Source organism: Thalassospira indica, assembly GCF_003403095.1.
Taxonomy (GTDB): domain Bacteria; phylum Pseudomonadota; class Alphaproteobacteria; order Rhodospirillales; family Thalassospiraceae; genus Thalassospira; species Thalassospira indica.
Genome location: NZ_CP031555.1, coordinates 598,373 through 616,853, shown reverse-complemented (window position 1 = coordinate 616,853; position 18,481 = coordinate 598,373). Strand labels below are relative to the sequence as shown.

Annotated in this window: 18 protein-coding genes; 7 read left to right on the top strand and 11 right to left on the bottom strand. The window is 55.8% G+C overall.

The window, feature by feature from the left end; all coding sequences use genetic code 11:
- Positions 1 to 122 precede the first annotated feature (122 nt).
- From DY252_RS02900 to DY252_RS02885, 4 genes are all read left to right on the top strand, one after another.
- Entirely contained in the window at positions 123 to 1,070 is a 948-nt protein-coding gene (locus tag DY252_RS02900; RefSeq protein WP_231959633.1) for a DMT family transporter, read from the top strand.
- A complete protein-coding gene (locus DY252_RS02895; protein WP_063086684.1) occupies positions 1,063 to 2,013 on the top strand; it encodes a DMT family transporter in 951 nt (316 codons plus the stop codon). Before DY252_RS02900 ends, DY252_RS02895 begins: the two co-directional genes overlap by 8 nt.
- A 4-nt stretch (positions 2,014 to 2,017) precedes the next feature.
- Complete coding sequence (locus DY252_RS02890) at positions 2,018 to 2,908, top strand: DMT family transporter (protein ID WP_064787725.1); 891 nt, start codon at positions 2,018 to 2,020, stop codon at positions 2,906 to 2,908.
- 118 nt (positions 2,909 to 3,026) lie between these two features.
- The gene (locus DY252_RS02885; RefSeq protein WP_064787726.1) at positions 3,027 to 3,788 is read left to right on the top strand and encodes an SDR family NAD(P)-dependent oxidoreductase; all 762 of its coding nucleotides are present in this window, start codon (positions 3,027 to 3,029) and stop codon (positions 3,786 to 3,788) included.
- Positions 3,789 to 3,870: 82 nt separating this feature from the next.
- Here the strand turns inward: DY252_RS02885 and DY252_RS02880 are convergent, their stop codons facing one another.
- The 3 genes from DY252_RS02880 to DY252_RS02870 form a co-directional block, all read right to left on the bottom strand.
- Positions 3,871 to 4,161, bottom strand: coding sequence for a 4a-hydroxytetrahydrobiopterin dehydratase (locus DY252_RS02880; RefSeq protein WP_064787727.1), 291 nt, complete (start codon positions 4,159 to 4,161; stop codon positions 3,871 to 3,873).
- Between the two features lie 77 nt (positions 4,162 to 4,238).
- Positions 4,239 to 4,874, bottom strand: a complete 636-nt coding sequence (locus DY252_RS02875) for a uracil-DNA glycosylase family protein (RefSeq protein ID WP_174713870.1) — start codon at positions 4,872 to 4,874, stop codon at positions 4,239 to 4,241.
- Positions 4,875 to 4,877: 3 nt separating this feature from the next.
- Positions 4,878 to 5,537, bottom strand: a complete 660-nt coding sequence (locus tag DY252_RS02870; protein ID WP_064787728.1) for a glutathione S-transferase family protein — start codon at positions 5,535 to 5,537, stop codon at positions 4,878 to 4,880.
- A 282-nt stretch (positions 5,538 to 5,819) separates the two neighbouring features.
- Here DY252_RS02870 and DY252_RS02865 point away from each other — a divergent pair, with 282 nt between their 5' ends.
- Positions 5,820 to 7,220 (top strand): leucyl aminopeptidase family protein, encoded by a 1,401-nt coding sequence (locus DY252_RS02865; RefSeq protein WP_064788268.1) that lies wholly within the window; start codon positions 5,820 to 5,822, stop codon positions 7,218 to 7,220.
- Positions 7,221 to 7,322: 102 nt separating this feature from the next.
- The gene (locus tag DY252_RS02860; RefSeq protein ID WP_064787729.1) at positions 7,323 to 7,670 is read left to right on the top strand and encodes a MarR family transcriptional regulator; all 348 of its coding nucleotides are present in this window, start codon (positions 7,323 to 7,325) and stop codon (positions 7,668 to 7,670) included.
- A gap of 283 nt (positions 7,671 to 7,953) precedes the next feature.
- Here the strand turns inward: DY252_RS02860 and DY252_RS02855 are convergent, their stop codons facing one another.
- From DY252_RS02855 to DY252_RS02825, 7 genes are all read right to left on the bottom strand, one after another.
- Positions 7,954 to 8,691, bottom strand: a complete 738-nt coding sequence (locus tag DY252_RS02855; RefSeq protein WP_231959634.1) for a LysE family translocator — start codon at positions 8,689 to 8,691, stop codon at positions 7,954 to 7,956.
- Positions 8,692 to 8,802: 111 nt separating this feature from the next.
- Positions 8,803 to 9,405 carry a hypothetical protein gene (locus tag DY252_RS02850; RefSeq protein WP_231959635.1) on the bottom strand — a complete coding sequence of 201 codons (603 nt, stop codon included), beginning with the start codon at positions 9,403 to 9,405 and terminating at the stop codon, positions 8,803 to 8,805.
- A 170-nt stretch (positions 9,406 to 9,575) separates the two neighbouring features.
- Positions 9,576 to 11,210 carry an ABC transporter ATP-binding protein gene (locus DY252_RS02845; protein ID WP_064787731.1) on the bottom strand — a complete coding sequence of 545 codons (1,635 nt, stop codon included), beginning with the start codon at positions 11,208 to 11,210 and terminating at the stop codon, positions 9,576 to 9,578.
- 11 nt (positions 11,211 to 11,221) lie between these two features.
- Positions 11,222 to 12,253, bottom strand: coding sequence for an ABC transporter permease (locus DY252_RS02840; protein ID WP_064787732.1), 1,032 nt, complete (start codon positions 12,251 to 12,253; stop codon positions 11,222 to 11,224).
- A 2-nt stretch (positions 12,254 to 12,255) separates the two neighbouring features.
- Positions 12,256 to 13,377, bottom strand: coding sequence for a microcin C ABC transporter permease YejB (locus DY252_RS02835; RefSeq protein ID WP_064787733.1), 1,122 nt, complete (start codon positions 13,375 to 13,377; stop codon positions 12,256 to 12,258).
- Positions 13,378 to 13,380: 3 nt separating this feature from the next.
- Positions 13,381 to 15,276 (bottom strand): extracellular solute-binding protein, encoded by a 1,896-nt coding sequence (locus tag DY252_RS02830; protein ID WP_064788270.1) that lies wholly within the window; start codon positions 15,274 to 15,276, stop codon positions 13,381 to 13,383.
- 266 nt (positions 15,277 to 15,542) lie between these two features.
- On the bottom strand, positions 15,543 to 16,463 hold the full coding sequence (locus DY252_RS02825) for a LysR substrate-binding domain-containing protein (RefSeq protein WP_064787734.1): 921 nt from the start codon (positions 16,461 to 16,463) through the stop codon (positions 15,543 to 15,545).
- A gap of 168 nt (positions 16,464 to 16,631) precedes the next feature.
- Here DY252_RS02825 and DY252_RS02820 point away from each other — a divergent pair, with 168 nt between their 5' ends.
- Positions 16,632 to 16,841: a DUF1127 domain-containing protein gene (locus DY252_RS02820; protein ID WP_064787735.1), complete on the top strand. Its 210-nt coding sequence runs from the start codon at positions 16,632 to 16,634 to the stop codon at positions 16,839 to 16,841.
- A gap of 300 nt (positions 16,842 to 17,141) precedes the next feature.
- Here the strand turns inward: DY252_RS02820 and DY252_RS02815 are convergent, their stop codons facing one another.
- On the bottom strand, positions 17,142 to 18,419 hold the full coding sequence (locus DY252_RS02815) for a class I SAM-dependent methyltransferase (RefSeq protein ID WP_064787736.1): 1,278 nt from the start codon (positions 18,417 to 18,419) through the stop codon (positions 17,142 to 17,144).
- Positions 18,420 to 18,481 lie beyond the last annotated feature (62 nt).

Here is an 18,481-nt window from a genome sequence, read left to right as displayed (position 1 = left end):
GGTCTGCCATGCGCCGCTGCCATGCGATACCCCGTTCGCGAGACTGGATTTTTTCCGGATAGCTGCGTAAACCTTTACTTGTAATGATTTTACATCGCCCCGCCTCTGACAATGCAGCCCTGATGGGCGCCCTTCTTATGATCAGTGCTGCAATGTGTTTTGCGGTAATGGCGGTTTTTATCCGCTATGTCACAGCAGACCTGCATCCGTTCGAGGCATCGTTTTTCCGTAACCTGTTCGGATTGTTGCCGATGGTGCCGTGGATGGTGCGCCATGGCGCAAGCGGATTAAAGACCGAGCGGTTCAAGCTGCATTTTCTGCGCGGGGTTCTCGGTTTCGGGGCGATGTCGTGCATTTTTACCGCCCTGTCGCTGTCACCCGCGGCACAGGTCATTGCGATCAACTTTACCCTGCCGATCCTGACCACGGTGCTGGCCGCAGTAGTGGTACGTGAAACCGTGCGGGCGCGTCGCTGGAGCGCGATTGCGATCGGTTTTGTCGGGGCGATGATTGTGATCCGCCCGTTTGGCCAAAGTTTTGAGACCGGTGCGATCCTGGCGCTTGGCGCGACGGTTTTCATGGCGTGCGCGATGACCACGGTTAAAATGCTGTCACGGACCGAAAGTGCCAATGCCATCGTAACCTGGATGGGCCTGATCATGACGCCGCTGTCGCTGATCCCGGCGCTGATATACTGGCAGGGACCGAGCATGTGGCAATTGTTCATCCTGTTGATCATTGCCGTGACCGGAACAGCGGGACAGCAATTGCTGGTGCGTGCCTATCGCACGGCCGATCAGTCCTATGTCATGATTTTTGATTTCCTGCGCCTGCCCTTTGTTGCGGCCTTGGCCTATGTGATGTTTGGCGAGGTGGTTGATTTCTGGACCTGGGCGGGGGCGGCCTTGATCATTGGATCAGCACTTTATATCGCGCGGCGTGAGGCGGTTCTGGCCAAACGGGCCAAGAGGGAAGCCAACCTGCCGACCACAGCACCCGCCGATCCGCAAGCCATCCCGGTGACCCGCGTGGATCGGGATGCCCCCGCAAAGGACAAGCCCGATGCGTGAGTGGTTTAACGGACTTCCGCCCTATTTGCAGGCGACCGCCTTTGGCCTGATGGCATCGATCAGTGCGGCGATCTTTTCGGTGTTTGTCCGCCTTGCGACCGAGCATATCGATCCGTTGCAGGCGGTGTTTTTGCGCAATTTCTTTGGGCTTTTATTCATCGCCCCGATTGCGTTGCGGGCAGGATTAACGCCGCTTAAGACCAAGCGTTTTCCGATGTTTTGCCTGCGTGCGGTTCTGTCGATGGGGGCGATGAGTTTCTGGTTTTCGGCGATTGCCTATATGCCGCTGGCCGAGGCAACGGCGCTTAATTTCACCGTGCCGCTGTTTGGGACCATCCTTGCCGCGATCTTTTTGGGTGAGAAAGTTCGCAAATACCGGATTGCGGCCTTGCTGGTCGGTTTTGGCGGGGTGCTGGTGATCATCCGGCCGGGCAGCGAAACCGTGCAACTGGCAAGCCTGTTTCCGATTGCGGCGGCCATTTGCATGGCCAGTGCAGGATTGACGATCAAGTCACTTTCGCGGACCGAAAACCCGACCGCCATCATCCTTTACATGATGATGCTGACCACGCCCCTGACCCTGATCCCGGCATTGTTTGTCTGGGAGACACCGAGCCTTGAGGTGCTTGGCCTGATGGTGGCGGGCGCGTTCATGGCCAACATCACCCAGCTTTGTAACACCAACGCCTTTCGGGTTTATGATTACAGCTTTGTGATCGGGTTTAATTACCTGCGCTTGCCCTTTGTCGTCGGTATCGCCCTAGTGATGTTTGGCGAGGTTCCGGAAATATGGCTGGTGCCGGGTGCGGCCCTGATTATCGGGTCCGCACTTTATATCGCGCGGCGCGAGGCGAAATTGAACCGCGAAGCCAACCGGATCAAGCGCGGGCTTTCGGCCACGGCAAGCGACCTTGACCCGCCGCCGTCCAACAGGAAGTCGTGACGGCATGCGGACATGGTTCAACACCCAGTCCGATGTGATGCGGGCAAGCTTTTTCGCGCTGCTTGCGGCCATTCTGGCGGCGTGTTTTACCCTGACGATCCGCTATGCCACCGAGGAACTGCATCCCTATCAGGCGGTGTTTTTGCGCTTTGCCTTTGGCCTGATCCTGATTTTGCCAATGGTGATGAAGCGCGGGATTGGCAGCCTTGCGACCAAGCGCCTGCCTTTGTTTGGCTTGCGCGGGGTGTTGTCGGCAGCGGAGATGTGTTTGTGGTTTATGGCGGTGTTGTATTTGCCACTGGCCGAGGCGACGACGCTTAATTTCACAGTACCCCTGTTTGGCACCATTTTGGCCGCGGTGATTTTGCGCGAACAGGTGCGCATTCACCGCTGGCTTGCGATTGTTATCGGGTTTGTTGGTGTGGCGCTGATCATTCAGCCCGGGACAGACACCATGCAAGCGGCCAGCATTCTGCCAATTGCGGCGGCGATCTGCATGGCCAGTGCCGGGTTGATCACAAAGCGGTTGGTGGCAACCGAGTCCACCACATCGCTTTTGTTTTATCTGATGATCATCACCACATCGGTTTCCCTGATCCCGGCATTATTCGTCTGGCAGACGCCAAGTTGGTCTGCACTTGGCCTGATGGCGGTTGCCGCGTTGATGATGAATGTGATGCAGGTTTGCAATGTCAAAGCCCTGCAACTGGCCGATTACAGTTTCTTTGTCGGATTTTCCTATTTGCGTTTGCCGATCATTGCCGTACTTGCGCTGATCCTGTTTGGCGAAGTGCCCGATATCTGGATATTACCCGGCGGGGCGATGATTATCGGCGCTGCGATCTATGTCGCACTGCGTGAGCGCAAGCTTGCAAAGCGCGCAACCGGGCCTTAACCACACCCGTAATCCGCATATAGGAACCACCCCGGAATAGCCCTTGCCCGTAAAAGATATAATTTGGTATATAAATACCGAATTAAGTAAAATAACGCGCGTCAGGAGGCTTCACGTCATGCAAATCAAGGGATCGATTGCCATTGTAACCGGGGCGGCATCCGGTCTGGGTGCAGCAACGGCAGAGACACTGGCACATGCCGGAGCACGAATTGCGGCGTTTGATTTGAATGCAGACGGAGCTAGGGCGACCGCCGAAAAACTCGGCGGGGTTGGCTATGGCGTTGATGTATCGAACGGGGAAAGTGTCGAGCAGGCGGTTGCCAAGGTGGTTGAGGATCTTGGCGCGCCATCGATCCTTGTGAACTGTGCCGGAATCCTTCAGGGCGAACGCATTGTCGGGCGCGAAGGCCCGGCCGATCTGGATGCCTTTGCACGCGTGATCAATGTCAACCTGATCGGCACATTCAATATGATGCGGGTTGCCGCAACGGCCATGAGCCGCAATGAACCGTCGCCCGGAGGAGAAAGGGGCGTGATCATCAATACGGCGTCTATCGCGGCATTTGAAGGGCAGATCGGACAGGCGGCCTATTCGGCATCAAAAGGTGGTGTCGCCGCAATGACCCTTCCGGCCGCACGTGAATTGGCACGCCATGGCATTCGTGTTGTGTCGATTGCGCCGGGCATGTTTGGCACCCCGATGGTCACCGCCCTGCCTGATGAAATGCAGGTCGCACTTGCAGCAAATATCCCGTTCCCGAAACGCTTGGGCGATCCGCATGAATATGGCCGTCTGGCGACGCATATCTGTGAAAATGAAATGATCAATGGCGAGACCATTCGCATAGATGGCGCGGTCCGGCTGGAACCGAAATAGTCCCACACGATTTCGATTCTTTATCCGCAGCCAATGCGCCCTGCCGTCCCCCAGCGGCAGGGCGCAATTCATTTGGCAGGGCTTATTGACCAGAAGCCGTTTGGCAGAAGGTTGCCAGATCAATGTCCTTTTGCGTCACGCCACCGGCATCGTGGGTGGTCAGCGTCATTTCGACCTTGTTATAGACATTGAACCATTCGGGATGGTGATCCATCTTGTCGGCCATGAGTGCCACCCGCGTCATGAAGCCAAACGCGGCATTGAAATCGCCAAACTTGTAGACGCGCGTGATCGAAAGCCCGTCATCGGCAAGCGCCCATCCCGAAAGATGGGTCAGCGCCTTTTCGATGGTGGATTTTTCAAGTTTGCTCATATCTTGTGCCTCCTTAATGTTGGCCGCTTGTCTTCTGGGCGCATTGGAACATAAAAACCAGCACAACCCAAATCGGTCTATGTCAGCAAGCCTTGCACACGTAATTGCAGCACCGGCAAAAGGTCGGCCTCAAACCACGGGTTCTTTTTCATCCAGGCGGTGTTGCGCCAGCTTGGATGGGGCATGGGGAGGATGCCGTCGGGCAGGAAATCGGCAAAGTGATGCACGGTTTCGGTCATGGTTTTGGCCCGGCGCGGACCAAGATAGCGTTCCTGCGCGTATTGCCCGATCAGAAGAGTCAGGCCGATATTGGGTAAATGATGGCGCAGGGCATCATGCCAAGTCGGCGCGCATTCCGGACGGGGCGGCAAATCCCCGCCACGATCAAAGCGACCGGGATAACAAAACCCCATTGGCATGATGGCGAGTTTGCCCGGATCATAAAAATCATCGACCGACAATCCCAGCCAATCGCGCAACCGGTCGCCGGACGCATCATTCCACGGCAGACCGGTTTCATGCACCCGCGTGCCGGGTGCCTGCCCAATCACCAGAATGCGCGCCGATTTTGCCATGCGCACCACCGGGCGCGGCCCAAGCGGCAAGTGTTCGGCACAAATCCGGCACGCCCGGACCTCAGACAGCAGCTTATTGAGTGCCGCATCCCCGCCCATCGGATCAATTTCGGGCAGTTTTCCGGTGAGACCCGGCATGGGTTATTTTACCTCAGCGTCGTCAATCACCCATTCCTCAGCCGCGGCATCGGCGTACCATTCCTTCATCTCCGGCAGGCCAAGGATGGTTTCCATATAGGCATTGCCAATCGGATCAAGGGTGACGCCATAGGTTTTGAACCTTGTTACCACCGGGGCATACATGGCATCGGCAATCGAGAAATGACCAAACAGGAAATCACCGCCCTGCCCATATTGGGTCCGGCACATCTTGAAGGTTTCACCGATACGGTTGATGTCCTTGTCCACGCCAGGACCGCGCCCAAGACCAGGCAGGCTTTTGCGGCAATTCATCGGCATGGAGCTTCGCAAAGGCCCAAACCCGCCATGCATTTCAAGCGACACGGCACGCGCAATCGCCCGCACATCGATATCAAGCGGCCAGAGCATGGTGTCGGGCTGACTGTCTGCGATATATTCGAGGATACCAAGCGCCTCCCAGATGGTTTTGGTGCCATCGAAGTAAGCCGGAACCTTGGCCGTGGGCGAAAAGACCGGGGCCTTGGCGTGCCATTCTTCGGAGCGGAGCGGGACGAGCTTTTCCTCGAACGCCACGCCGGCCACCCGCAGGCCAAGCCAGGCGCGCAGCGACCAGGAGGAATAGTTTTTATTGCCGATATAGAGCACAGGAAGGTTTTGCATGCTGGGACCTTTGGCGATTGGTGCGATTGGCACATTTGATGACAGCGGCGAATACTATCTGGCCTTTGGGTGCTGTGTTCAAGCCAGACGTTCAAGCATGGCTTTAAGCACAAAGCAGTGTTCGATTATGTGAATGAGTTTTGACCGCGGGGGATGGCAGCCGTAAGATCGGGTCACATATCTTGTGAACACATATTGCCGGTTCGTCTTGGTTGGGCAGTTGGTCTTTGGCCGCTGCCCTTTCAGTCGACCGTCACCCGTCACCAGCAGGGAAGCCTTAAATTGTACGACCACATCATCGCCAACGATCCTTCTGCCAAGCCGACCCCGATCACCCCGATTGCCGAAAGCGATTTTGAAAGCTGGCTTGCCCAGCAGCCCGACGCAACCAAGTCGTGGATTGCCGCCAACAGTTTTGAGGGCAAGCGCGGCACGCAGCTTTTGCTTCCCGGCAAAGACGGCGCGGTTGGCACCGTTCTGGTTGGTTATGTTGATGATGCCAAGGCAATCTGGGATTTTGCCGGTTTGCCAAACGCGCTTCCGGTCGGGACCTATGCGCTTTCAGATGATCTGACAGGCAAGGATGATCTTTATGAAAAGGCTGCCCTTGGGCTTTATCTGGGCGGCTATCGGTTTGATCGCTATCGCAAGGATGACGGTAAAAAGGACAAGCGCGCCAAAATCGCCCTGCATGACATTGAGGCCGCCAAGCGGGCGGAGAATATTGCACGCGGCATCGGCCTTGCACGCGACCTGATCAATGTGCCGGCCAATGACATGGGCCCGGCCGAGCTTGAAGAAGCCGCCCGCGGCCTTGGCGCGGAATTTGGTGCCAAGGTCAGTGCGATTGTCGGGGAAGACCTGCTTAAGCAAAACTACCCGGCCATTCACACCGTCGGGCATGGCAGTGATCGTGCGCCGCGCCTGATCGACCTGACATGGGGCGATGAAAGTGCGCCGAAAATCACGCTGGTGGGCAAGGGGGTGTGTTTTGACACCGGCGGCTATGACCTGAAGCCATCGAGCAACATGCTTTTGATGAAAAAGGACATGGGCGGTTCGGCACAGGTTCTTGGCCTGGCGCGTATGATCATGGCGGCCGACCTTCCGGTAAGGTTGCGCGTTCTGATCCCGGCAGTTGAAAACATGGTATCGGGTCGGGCCTATCGCCCGAGTGACATTTTGCAAACCCGAAAAGGGATCACGGTCGAGGTGGGCAATACTGACGCCGAAGGACGCATCGTGCTTTCCGATGCCCTTACCGAGGCGGCATCAGAAGACCCGGACATGCTGCTTGATTTCGCGACCCTGACCGGGGCGGCACGTGTTGCGCTTGGTCTTGGTTTGCCGGCCCTTTTTTCCAATGATGATGATCTGGCAAATGGGTTGATGGAAACCGGGATGGCCGAAAATGATCCGCTGTGGCGTTTGCCGCTGTGGGATGATTATCGCAGCCAGCTTGATAGCAAGGCGGCTGACATGAACAACATTTCCGGCAGCCCGTTTGGCGGGGCGATCATTGCTGCCCTGTTCCTTGATCGCTTTGCCGAGGGGGCCAAAAGCTGGGCTCATATCGATCTGATGGCCTGGAACCCGTCTGACCGTCCCGGTCGCCCGACCGGCGGCGAAGCACAGGGCATCCGGGCCGCCTTCAAGCTGATCAAGGATCGTTACGGTAAGTAAACTAACCGTAAATTCAATTTTTTGGTAATTAGGCCTTTGACATCATGGCAGGGGTCAGGTAGAGATTACGTATTCGTAACAAATAAATTGTTGGGCACGAACATGTCGATCGAGATCAAACCGTCTCAGGCGCTTGACCTTTGGCGTATCGCGATTGTTGAGAGTGTGCGTCGGGATTCCCCCGACCTGTCGGCCCGACAGATGGCCTTGTTGCTAAGCGTTTACCTGACCCCGGCGCCGCATACGGTGCGCGGCCTTTCCGAGGCGCTGAATATCTCCAAACCGGCTATTACCCGTGCGCTTGATCGCCTGAGCTCGCTTGGCATGGTCAAACGCAAGGTCGATGAAGAAGATCGCCGTTCAGTTCTGGTGCAGCGGACGGTCAAGGGATCGGTCTTCCTGCGTGAATTTGGCGATATCATCGTCGGTGCGGGTCTCGAGAGCGAATAATCCGGCCCCAGAAACAACCAAAAGCAAATCGACAAGCGTCTGAAGCCAGTCCGTAATTGATGCCCAACGCCCGTTTCCAAGGCCACGTTTCGCAAAATCGGTCAATTAGGGCAGCAAAACTTCCCCATTTTAAATGCAGCAAATCTGATATGGCAAAAAATCGCTATATACAGACCAGTTGGTTTGTATGTGCGCCAATCAGCGTGTTATGCACGTTCTGTTTTTCCATATGATATCAATTGCTTATCAGGAATTCTAATACAAAAGACCGGGCAAAACGACGTTATGGCGCCGGTTGATGGTTTATCGCCTGTGCCGGAACCTGGTGGGTGTCGGCCATGGTTTCGGGCACCTCAATCAGCGCCAAAAGCCCCGCAGCGACGATCAAAACGCCACCTGACAACCGTGCGATGACGTTATTGCCGCCGCGGCGCACCAGCCAGGGCATCAGTTTTGCAGCCCCCATCGCGTAAATCATTACGAAACTGTAATCAAGTGTCGCGAAGGTGACGCCAAGGATTAGGAGCTGTGGTGTGAGGGGCTGGCCGGGATCAATGAATTGCGGAAACAGCGCCCCGAAAAAGGCAATCGCCTTGGGATTTCCCGCCGCGACCAGAAAGCCTTCACGGAACAGGCGTAGTCCGTTTGCCGGTTCAAACCGTGCCTGATTATTCGTTTCGATACCGGTATTGATACTGATTCCCCTGGGCTTGCGAAGGAATGACATCAAACCGATGACGAGCAGAAAACCAACACCGCACCATTTGACAATGGCAAAGGCAGTTGCCGATGTCGCCAGGACGGCCCCCAAACCAAGGGCCGCAATCAGCATCTGGATCATGTTGGCGGTGACATCACCCAAGGCCGTCATCAAGGTCGGGCGCGCACCATAACGCAGCGCATGCGACATGCCGATCAGGATGCTGGGTCCGGGCGACATCACGACCAGAAAGACAAGCAGGGTGAAACTGAGCCAGATTTCAAAGGACATGTTTGGGGCAACTCCGGTGGTGTTGGCCATCGGATATCACAGTGCGACGTCGGGACAAGTGCCGATTTGGCACAAGCCCATGCACGATATCCGAACACATCATCCGGCTTCGTTATCCTGGATGTTTTTTCTGAAGATGACTTAGCGCGGCTTAACGTCACCCGGCCAGAAGTCATAGAACATGCGGATCTGGACCGAGCGCAGGGTATCGGGTGGCAGAACGCCCTGACCGGTGCGCAGAAGCTTGTTTTGCAAGGCCGCGAAATAGCGGTTCGAGACCGGCTGGAACGGACTGAAGGGTGGTTCCTTGGCAATTTCCTCGCCATTTTCCTCAGCCAGCTTGGCGGCTTCGGCCTCGGCGGCGAGTTCTTCCTCGGTCTTGGGGGGCGGCGGCGGCAGAAGGCCGGGGGCTGTATATTTAAAGCCGCGTTTTCCCGGTTCGCGGTTTTCAAAGCGTTGCTCGGTATCGCGATACATCAGGCGTTGCAGATCGACCAGAAAGGCGTTGATGACCTTGGGCAGGCGTTGTTCGATAACGTCCACAGCCTGCCTGTTGGTGGCTTCCAGCCAGATGTTGAAAACGATCTGACGAATGGTGCCGCTTTTTCGCAAGACAATCGTCAGCGACACCGGATCAGGCACAACAACCGTATCGGGTATTTCAGGAACGGCTGGTTCTTTGGGTTCTTCGGTATTGGCTTTGTCCGCGGACGCCGTGCTGGCGCGGGCCGAAGGGATCGCCATTGAAAATACAGCAAAGCACAGAGCCATGATCAGCACATGGCCGCAAAGACGATGTCCGGTTCGATTTTTGATCGCACGTGACAACATATTCAACCTTAAACCTGCCTTTATAGTCCTGTTATTATTGCCTTTTCATATGTTGTACCCGATCTCGATCAGGAATGCTGCCCCTAGTTTCTGACAAATTCCTTACCGGCTGCTTTGAGATCAAGGGCCGCGGCCAGCAGCGCCTTGGTATAGGGCTGTTGCGGGTTATCAAACACATCGGCAGCCGCCCCGCTTTCGACCAGCTTACCGTTCTTCATGACCATGACACGGTGCGACAATGCACGCACAACGCGCAGGTCATGACTGATGAACAAGTATGCCATCTTATGGCGTGCCTGCAAATCACGCAGCAGTTCGACGATCTGGGCCTGTACCGACATATCAAGAGCCGATGTCGGTTCATCAAGTACGATAAAGCGGGGTTTTAAGACCAATGCACGGGCAATCGAAATGCGTTGACGCTGGCCGCCGGAAAATTCGTGCGGATAACGATCCATGGCATTTTGCGGCAGGTCGACTTCGTCAAGCGCCTCGGCAATGCGGGCTTCGCGTTCGGCCTGAGACAGGTCGGGCGCGTGGATTTCAAGGCCTTCGCCAACGATCTGGGCGATCGACATCCGCGGGCTGAGCGAACCGAACGGATCCTGAAACACCACCTGCATATCGCGGCGGAGCTTGCGCAAATCGCCACCGGAAAAATCGCGAATGTCCTGGCCTGCAAAGCGGATGTCACCGGTTGATTTCAGAAGCCTGAGGATCGCCATGGCAAGTGTGGTCTTGCCCGATCCACTTTCACCGACGATGCCAAGCGTTTCGCCCTGCTTAAGGGTCAGCGAAATCTGATCAACCGCATTCAGGTAATGATCGGGCCGCCCGAGGATGCCCTTGCGGCCAATCGGGAACTGTACATGGATATTGCTGGTTTCAAGCAGTTCTGTCGCGTTTTCAGGCAAGGCCGGGGCTTCGCCACTTGGCACCGCCGATAGCAGCTTTTTGGTATAGTCATGCCGGGGTGCATCGAACAGGGCGCGCGCCTTCCCGGCCTCGACAATTTTGCCGTCTTTCATGACGCAGACGGTCTGCGCCATTTTCTGCACGATCTGCAAATCATGGGTGATCAGCAGCAATGCCATGCCAAGCTTGCTTTGCAAATCCTTGAGCAGTTCAAGGATTTGCGCCTGAATGGTGACATCAAGGGCCGTGGTCGGCTCATCGGCAATCAGCAATTCCGGTTCGTTGGCAAGCGCCATGGCGATCATCACGCGCTGGCGCTGCCCGCCGGAAAGTTCATGCGGCAAGGCTTTCAGCCGTGACGCCGGATCTGGAATGCCGACAAGTTCCAGCAATTCAAGAATCCGCGCCCGTGCCTTGGCACCGCGCAGGCCCTTGTGGAGGAACAATACCTCGCCCACCTGCTTTTCGATATTGTGCAGCGGATTCAATGACGTCATCGGTTCCTGAAAGATCATGGAAATGCGGTTGCCACGGATCTTGCGCAGGGTGCGTTCCTTGGCCCCGACCATTTCCTGCCCGTCAAAGATGATCGAGCCTGACGGGTGGCTGGCGCGCGGATAGGGCAGCAATTGCAGGATCGACAGGGCCGTGACCGATTTGCCAGAACCACTTTCCCCGACAAGCGCCATGGTTTCACCGCGATCAAGGGTAAAGGACACATCCTTTACCGCCGTCAGATCGGCGAATTTGACCGACAGGTCCTTGATGGTCAGGAGCGGCTGATGGGCAGATTGTTCTGTCATTGTCCTACTCCTTAAAATGTCTTGCGGGGATCAAAGGCATCACGCACCGCTTCGCCGATAAAGATCAGAAGGCTGAGCATGGTGGCGATGGCAAAGAAGGCCGTAAAGCCAAGCCATGGCGCCTGAAGATTATTCTTGCCCTGTGACAGCAACTCGCCCAGGGACGGGGAGCCGGGCGGCATGCCAAGCGACAGGAAGTCAAGCGAGGTGAGTGCCACAATCGAGCCATTCAACACGAACGGCAGGAAGGTGATGGTTGCCACCATCGCATTCGGCAAAACATGACGATACATGATCCGGGTGTCGGTCATGCCAAGTGCGCGCGCAGCCCGGACATATTCGAAATTACGCGCACGCAGGAATTCGGCACGGACCAGACCGGTCAAACTCATCCAGCTAAACAGCACCAGGATGAACAGCAACGTCCAGAAACCCGGCGCAAACAGGCTGGCGAGAATGATCAGGATGAAGAGTTGCGGCAGGCCCGACCAGATTTCGATCACGCGCTGGAACCCAAGATCGACCCAGCCGCCGAAATAGCCCTGCACCGCGCCAGCAGCAATGCCGATCACGGAACTGATTGCAGTCAGCGCCAGACCGAACAGGATCGAAATCCTGAAGCCATAAATCAGGCGGGCCAGAACATCACGCCCCAACTCATCCGTTCCCAGCCAATGACGGGTCGACGGCGGGGCCGGTTGCGGTTCACGCATTTCAAAATCGATGGTGTCATAGGAAAACGGGATCAAAGGCCAGATGGCAAAACCGTTTTCGGCAATCTTGCCTTCGATATAGGGATCATAGAAATCGGTCTCGACATCAAAATCCCCGCCATAGGCGGTTTCAGGGTGGTCCGAGAGTATCGGCACATACCATTCGTCGCCATATTTGACGAAGATCGGTCTGTCATTGGCGACCAGTTCGGCAAACAGGCAAATAACAAACAGGAGGGTAAAGATCATAAGCGACCAATAGCCGCGCTTGTTGGACTTGAAGTTCGAGATGCGACGCTGATTGAGCGGTGAGAATACAGCACGGATCATGATCAGTTCCCCCGCGCTTCAAAGTCGATCCGGGGATCGACAAAGTGATAACTGAGGTCGCTGATCAGGTTCATGATCAAACCAAAAAGCGTGAAGAAATAAAGCGTGGCAAACATCACCGGATAGTCACGCGTCATCACCGCGTTAAAGCCAAGCAGGCCCAGACCATCAAGCGAGAAGATTACCTCGATCAGGACCGAGCCGGTAAACAGCATGCCAACCAGTGCACTGGGGAACCCGGCAATGATCAAAAGCATGGCGTTGCGGAAAACATGACCATAAAGCACACGTTTTTCGGTCAGCCCCTTCGCACGGGCGGTCACGACATATTGCTTGTTAATCTCATCAAGGAACGAGTTCTTGGTCAGCATCGTCAGCGTCGCAAAACCCGAAATCGTAAGGGCAATGATCGGCAGGGTCAGGTGCCAGAAATAATCAACGATCTTGCCCCACAAGGACAGCTGTTCCCAGTTTGACGATGTCAGCCCGCGTAACGGGAACCAGTCAAGATAGGCCCCACCGGCAAACACCACGATCAGCATGACGGCAAACAGGAAGCCCGGAATGGCAAAGCCGACAATGATCGCAGCCGACGACCAGATATCGAAGTTCGACCCATCGCGCACCGCCTTGTTAATGCCCAGCGGGATCGAGATGATGTAAATGATCAGCGTTGACCAGATGCCTAGCGAGATCGAAACCGGCATCTTGTCGATCACAAGATCAACCACATCGCGGTCCTGAAAATAGCTTTGGCCAAAATCGAAGGTCAGATAGTTCTTCATCATCATCCAGAAGCGTTCATGGGCCGGTTTGTCAAAACCGAACTGTACTTCCAGCTGTTTGATGACTTCGGGATCAAGCCCCTGCGCGCCGCGATAGTTGGACGTCGATGAGAAGTTGTTACCAGATGCCGAGGATGCGCCTGATCCGCTACCCCCGCCGCTGTCGCCGCCCTGATTGGTAATGCGCGCGGTTGATGAAACAGCCGTTCCCTGAAGCTGGGCGATCACCTGTTCGACCGGGCCGCCGGGGGCGAACTGGATGATCGCGAAATTCAACAACATGATGCCAAACAACGTGACCGGGATCAGAAGCAAACGCCGAATGATATAGTTCAGCATGGCCTAGAATCCCCCCATCTGCAGTTTGGTGGCCTTTTCAGGGTCAATCCACCAGCGCATTATCGACATCCCCTTAAGCGGCACCGTGTCCGGGCGACCAAAGATGTTCCACCAGACCATGCGGTCCCCACCCAGATACCATTGCGGAATGACGTAATTCCCCCACAGAAGTACGCGATCCAGTGCGTGGGTCGCAGCCACCAGTTCTTCCCAGCTGTCGGCAGATGCCACATTTTCGATCATCGCATCGACCACCGGATCCTTGATGCCGGCAAAGTTACGAGAGCCGGGTTGATCGGCGGCCTCGGAGCTCCAGAACACGCGCTGTTCGTTGCCCGGTGTCAGGGATTGCGTCCACCAATGGGTGGTAACTTCGAAATCAAAGGCCTGAATACGATTGACCCACTGGCCGGTATCAATCAGGCGAATATCCATTTCCACGCCAAGCTGTTTGAGGCGCGATTTGACCACCAGCGCGATCTTTTCAAGCCCCGGCTGGCGAATGATCAGCTCGAACCGGAAAGGCTGCCCGGTTTCCTTGTTGACCAGAACCTTGTCGCGTACTTCCCAGCCTGCTTCGTTCAGAAGCGTCATGGATTCACGCAGGGCCTCACGGCGGCCGTTCGGGGCATCAAAGTTTGGCAACTTATAGGGTTCGGTGAACAACCTTTCGGGCAATTGATCGCGATAGGGTTCAAGCAGTGCCAGTTCAGCACCGGTCGGAATACCGGTCGCCGCCAGTTCGGAGTTGGCAAAGAAACTGTCGGTACGGTGATAGGCCCCATAGAACATTGCACGATTAAGCCACTGGAAATCGAGCCCGTATTGCAGCGCGCGGCGCACGCGCTTGTCGGCAAACAGCGGATTGCGCGCGTTCAGAACATAGGCCTGCATGCCAGTTGGCAAATGATCAGGCATGAATTCCTTTTGGATGTCACCACGCTGGACCGCAGGCGTGTTATAGGCCGTGTTCCAGTCGCGCGATGAATGCTCGGACCGGATCATGTATTCGCCAGCCAGAAATGCCTGACGCTGCACTTCCATATCAAGATAGGTGTCATAGCGGATGGTATTGAAATTGTTCTGCCCGCGATTGACCGGAAGGTCGGCCGCCCAGTAATCCTTGACCCGTTCATAGGTGATGCGTCGGCCAGCTTCGATGCTGGCAACCTTATAGGCCCCGCTGCCGACTGGAATTTCAAAGGTGGTTTTGGCGAAGTCCTTACCTTCCCAGAACTTTTTCGGCATGATCGAAATGCCCGCCACGGTCATCGGTGTTTCGCGATTGTTGCCTGGCTTGAAAGTGAATTTGACGGTCAGTTCGTCAATCACCTCGGCCCCTTCGATCTGGGAAAAATACTGGCGGTAGACGGGACTGCCCTTTTCGACCAGCACTTCGTAGGAAAACACCACGTCTTCGGCGGTGATATCGCTGCCATCCTGGAAACGCGCACGCGGATCAAGATGGAAGATGGCATAGGACCGGTCGTCCGGCACCTCGATCGAATGGGCAATCAGGCCATACATGGCGTAGGGCTCATCCGCGCTGGAAACCATCAGGCTGTCATAGATCAGACCAAGGCCCGCAGCCGGATTGCCCTTGAGCGTAAAGGGATTAAGGGTATCAAAGGCAACGATGGAGGATTGCACCAACGTGCCGCCCTTCGGCGCATCGGGGTTCACATAATCAAAGTGATGAAAGTCCGGCCCGTATTTCAGATCACCATACAGCGAAATACCGTGTGAGCGGGTGGTCAGCGGCGCCAGATCGGCCTCGTCGACGGCCACGGTGGGTGCCGGTGTAATCACCGGTTTGTCGCCATCCTGTGCATGTGCCTGATGCAAGGGCGCAAGAACCGAAAAGACAGTCAGTAAACTGGCAAAAAGGATGGTTTTCATAGCCACGCCAAACCGTCCCCGGCCCGGCATTGTCATGCTGGCTGCATACGAAATCATGTGATTGTCGTCTTTCCCTGATGCAAGCTGATCATTGTTCCATTATGTGGACTTAATCTACTATTATGTGGACTTAATCCACGCGGCGCAATCGACGGTCACTTCGCGATGCCCCCTGCCCACGTTGTTTGTGAATGATGCCACACTAGAACCACCTGATAGTCACCGTTAAATCGTTCAATTTCAAGGCACCTTCACGTGAGTTTGGTTTATCGCGCATCTTTTTGCGTCAGTTTTCGCCGCGCGGTTTCAAGCTTGATCTCTGACATCAACCAGTCACGGAACGCCTTGACCTTGCGCCGTTCCAGACGCCCGCGCGGATAGCACAGCGAATAGGCATAAGGACTGTCGACCGGTAGATCAAACGGCACGGTCAGGCGATTGGTCACAACATATTCTCCGATCATGGCCGGATCGGACACCACCACCCCAAAGCCACTTGCCGCGGCCTCCATGGCCATATCAAGGGTGGCAAAAACCGGCCCCTTGGTGCCATCCACCCCCTTGATACCGGTTCCTTCAAGCCAGATGCGCCAGTCTTCGCGCTGGGCTGAGCAGTGCAGAAGCGTCACACCCGCCAGGTCTTCTGGCGCTTTGAGTTGCTTGGCCAGATCGGGATGACAGACCGGCAACAGCCGTTCGCCGGTCAGAAATTCATGCACCAGCTGTTCATTGCCATGATCGGCAAAGCGGATGGCGATATCGACCTCGTTGAAGTCAACCGATGCCAGATCGTCACTATAGGTGCCCAACTGGACTTGAAAATCAGGATATTCCATCTGAAACCGCCCGAGCCGCGGCACGATCCATCGCATGGAAAATGTCAGCGGTGCCGAAACAGACAGGTGGGTGTCATCGGCACGGTCTTCGACCTTGGCAACCGCGTCTTCGATGGCGTCAAAGGCCGGGGTGAGGGCTTCGAGAAGGTTGCGACCGGCGCGCGTCAACCGCAGGCTTCTGTGGTGGCGTTCAAACAGCTGACGACCCAGAACTTCCTCAAGATGCTGCACCTGCCGACTGACCGCCCCTTGGGTCACGTTAAGATCATGTGACGCTTTGGTGAAACTTTCAAGACGTCCGGCCACTTCGAAGGCACGGAGCGCATTTAGCGGCAATGGACGGCGTTTCATGACAATGACTTTGCATGATTAAAACTCATGCAATGATGACAAAAGGTGGTTTGAGCGCAAGTGTTTTTTCGGGTAACTCTGGGTTTAACGAGATTAGTACAGACGCATCGTGGATGCCCGGGCCGCTGAATCGCTGAGAGCAGGCCTGATTTAAAGAGGATTAGAATCATGGTTGCTATCACCAAAGAAGCTGGCGCATTTGTCGCCACCCGCCGTAACCACACTGCCACCAGCCTGCTGGACTTGGCGCGCACTTGGCTCAAACGCCACGACCTGCGTCAGAAACTGGCCGGTATGGACGCACACATGCTGCGCGATATCGGCTGGACCGTCTATGACGCAAAACGCGAAGCCGCCAAGCCGTTCTGGAAAGCCTAACCGGACTTAACCCGCGCGAAAGCGCACCAACTGAGTATTCTGTCATGCAGAACAACGTATCGCCGCTTCACAGCGCAATTACCTTCCCGCTTCAGGTTCTGATTGAAGCCCTGATGGACGCGTGGAAAGGCATCAGCCTTAAATAAGGCTTTAGGGTCAGAACCAGTTAATTTGGTTCTGACCCTACTAATCCCTGAGCGCAATTCCAGCTCCCCCCGCTGGAAAGTGCGTATTTAAATGTCGGTCGCACCCCCTGTGACCGACATTTTTTTTTCGCACATCCGGAAATGGCGGCGCAGACTATTTTTTGGCGGGATGGCGCAGATACATCAGGTTTGCAGCATTGAGCACGGAATACATCACGGCGAACTGGGCATTGAATTCGAACTTTTCGGGTTTGGGATCAAACAGTTCGTAGATTTCACCAATCGAGCGTTTGCCATCAATGCGCGACAGGATCGCCGGCGACGCCGAGGGCATGGTCCGGGTCACAGCAAGGCCGGTAAAGGTGATCTTGATATTGCCGGTCTTGGCAACCGAACGGGCGAGTGACGGGCCATCCACACGGGTAAAGGTCGGGATCAGTTCGGGCGACGGGACCGGTGGTTTGACCTTGTTCTTGGCCTTGACGACATAAAAGGTGTGTTTGGTGATGTTGCCTGCCATCAATTCGGCAAGGGCTGCGCGTTCACGAAACGGCACGTGCATCGCCTTGTCCAGCACATCATGGCGCGAACAATAGGTGGTCGGGTCATAGCGCATCGGTTCGATAAAGTTTTGCAGACGCAGACCGGCCGCCTCGACAAAATCAAACACCTCGTCGACGCGATAGGCGCGATCCTGTTGATGCAACAACAGGTCATAAAACCCGGCATCACCGCCATGGATATGATCACCGACAAACGGGTTGCGTTTGAGCCAGTTGGTCCCGGGTAGTGAATTAAACAGTGCCTTGCCGAAATTAAGGCGCCTGGCCCCGCCCGCCTCGGCATTGAGGCGTTCCATCATTTCCTGCATGTGATAGACGCCCTGGCGGCCCAACTCGCCATAGACCATCAGGCCCATGCCGCCATTGGGTTTGAGCGCATCGGCAAGTGCCCTGAGCCCGGCATCGGGATCAGGCAGGTGATGAAGCACCCCGCAACAATCAATATAGTCAAACGGGCCGTACTCAGATGCCAGATCGACAAAGGACCCGGTCACAAACGTGACGTTCTTTTCCAGACTGCGGCGTTTGATACGCGCCTCGGCAATGGCGCGCGAGCTTTCGGACAGATCGATATAGACGATGTCGGCCTTGGCCTTGCGGTCTCGCGCCTGCTGGGCCAGCATCACCAACGCATCCCCGGTGCCCCCGCCGGCAACAAGGATTTTGATTTTGCCACTTTTGGTTTGTGCCGATGGATCGCGCCCGCCAAATACAAAATGGACGACCTCGTCCCAGTTGCCCGGTGATCCGGTGATCAGACGCTTGTCCTCATCCTCAGGATTGCGGGCCGGATAGGGATAGGTTTCATACTGATCACGGGTCTTTGCGGAAGACTGGACGTGATCGGGCCTTTTTTTGTCGTCGGGCATTCGGCGATTTCCGGCAGAGAAGTGGTTGGGACGGGCTCATCCTATACCAGCAATGTGTGTAT

Excerpts from the sequence above, each read along its gene's own strand:
- DY252_RS02830 (WP_064788270.1), bottom strand. The coding sequence starts at position 15,276 with ATGAAAACCATCCTTTTTGCCAGTTTACTGACTGTCTTTTCGGTTCTT.
- DY252_RS02885 (WP_064787726.1), top strand. The coding sequence starts at position 3,027 with ATGCAAATCAAGGGATCGATTGCCATTGTAACCGGGGCGGCATCCGGT.
- DY252_RS02895 (WP_063086684.1), top strand. The coding sequence starts at position 1,063 with ATGCGTGAGTGGTTTAACGGACTTCCGCCCTATTTGCAGGCGACCGCC.
- DY252_RS02880 (WP_064787727.1), bottom strand. The coding sequence starts at position 4,161 with ATGAGCAAACTTGAAAAATCCACCATCGAAAAGGCGCTGACCCATCTT.
- DY252_RS02825 (WP_064787734.1), bottom strand. The coding sequence starts at position 16,463 with ATGAAACGCCGTCCATTGCCGCTAAATGCGCTCCGTGCCTTCGAAGTG.
- DY252_RS02890 (WP_064787725.1), top strand. The coding sequence starts at position 2,018 with ATGCGGACATGGTTCAACACCCAGTCCGATGTGATGCGGGCAAGCTTT.
- DY252_RS02835 (WP_064787733.1), bottom strand. The coding sequence starts at position 13,377 with ATGCTGAACTATATCATTCGGCGTTTGCTTCTGATCCCGGTCACGTTG.
- DY252_RS02820 (WP_064787735.1), top strand. The coding sequence starts at position 16,632 with ATGGTTGCTATCACCAAAGAAGCTGGCGCATTTGTCGCCACCCGCCGT.
- DY252_RS02840 (WP_064787732.1), bottom strand. The coding sequence starts at position 12,253 with ATGATCCGTGCTGTATTCTCACCGCTCAATCAGCGTCGCATCTCGAAC.
- DY252_RS02900 (WP_231959633.1), top strand. The coding sequence starts at position 123 with ATGGGCGCCCTTCTTATGATCAGTGCTGCAATGTGTTTTGCGGTAATG.
- DY252_RS02870 (WP_064787728.1), bottom strand. The coding sequence starts at position 5,537 with ATGCAAAACCTTCCTGTGCTCTATATCGGCAATAAAAACTATTCCTCC.
- DY252_RS02875 (WP_174713870.1), bottom strand. The coding sequence starts at position 4,874 with ATGCCGGGTCTCACCGGAAAACTGCCCGAAATTGATCCGATGGGCGGG.
- DY252_RS02860 (WP_064787729.1), top strand. The coding sequence starts at position 7,323 with ATGTCGATCGAGATCAAACCGTCTCAGGCGCTTGACCTTTGGCGTATC.
- DY252_RS02815 (WP_064787736.1), bottom strand. The coding sequence starts at position 18,419 with ATGCCCGACGACAAAAAAAGGCCCGATCACGTCCAGTCTTCCGCAAAG.
- DY252_RS02855 (WP_231959634.1), bottom strand. The coding sequence starts at position 8,691 with ATGGCCAACACCACCGGAGTTGCCCCAAACATGTCCTTTGAAATCTGG.
- DY252_RS02845 (WP_064787731.1), bottom strand. The coding sequence starts at position 11,210 with ATGACAGAACAATCTGCCCATCAGCCGCTCCTGACCATCAAGGACCTG.
- DY252_RS02850 (WP_231959635.1), bottom strand. The coding sequence starts at position 9,405 with ATGGCGATCCCTTCGGCCCGCGCCAGCACGGCGTCCGCGGACAAAGCC.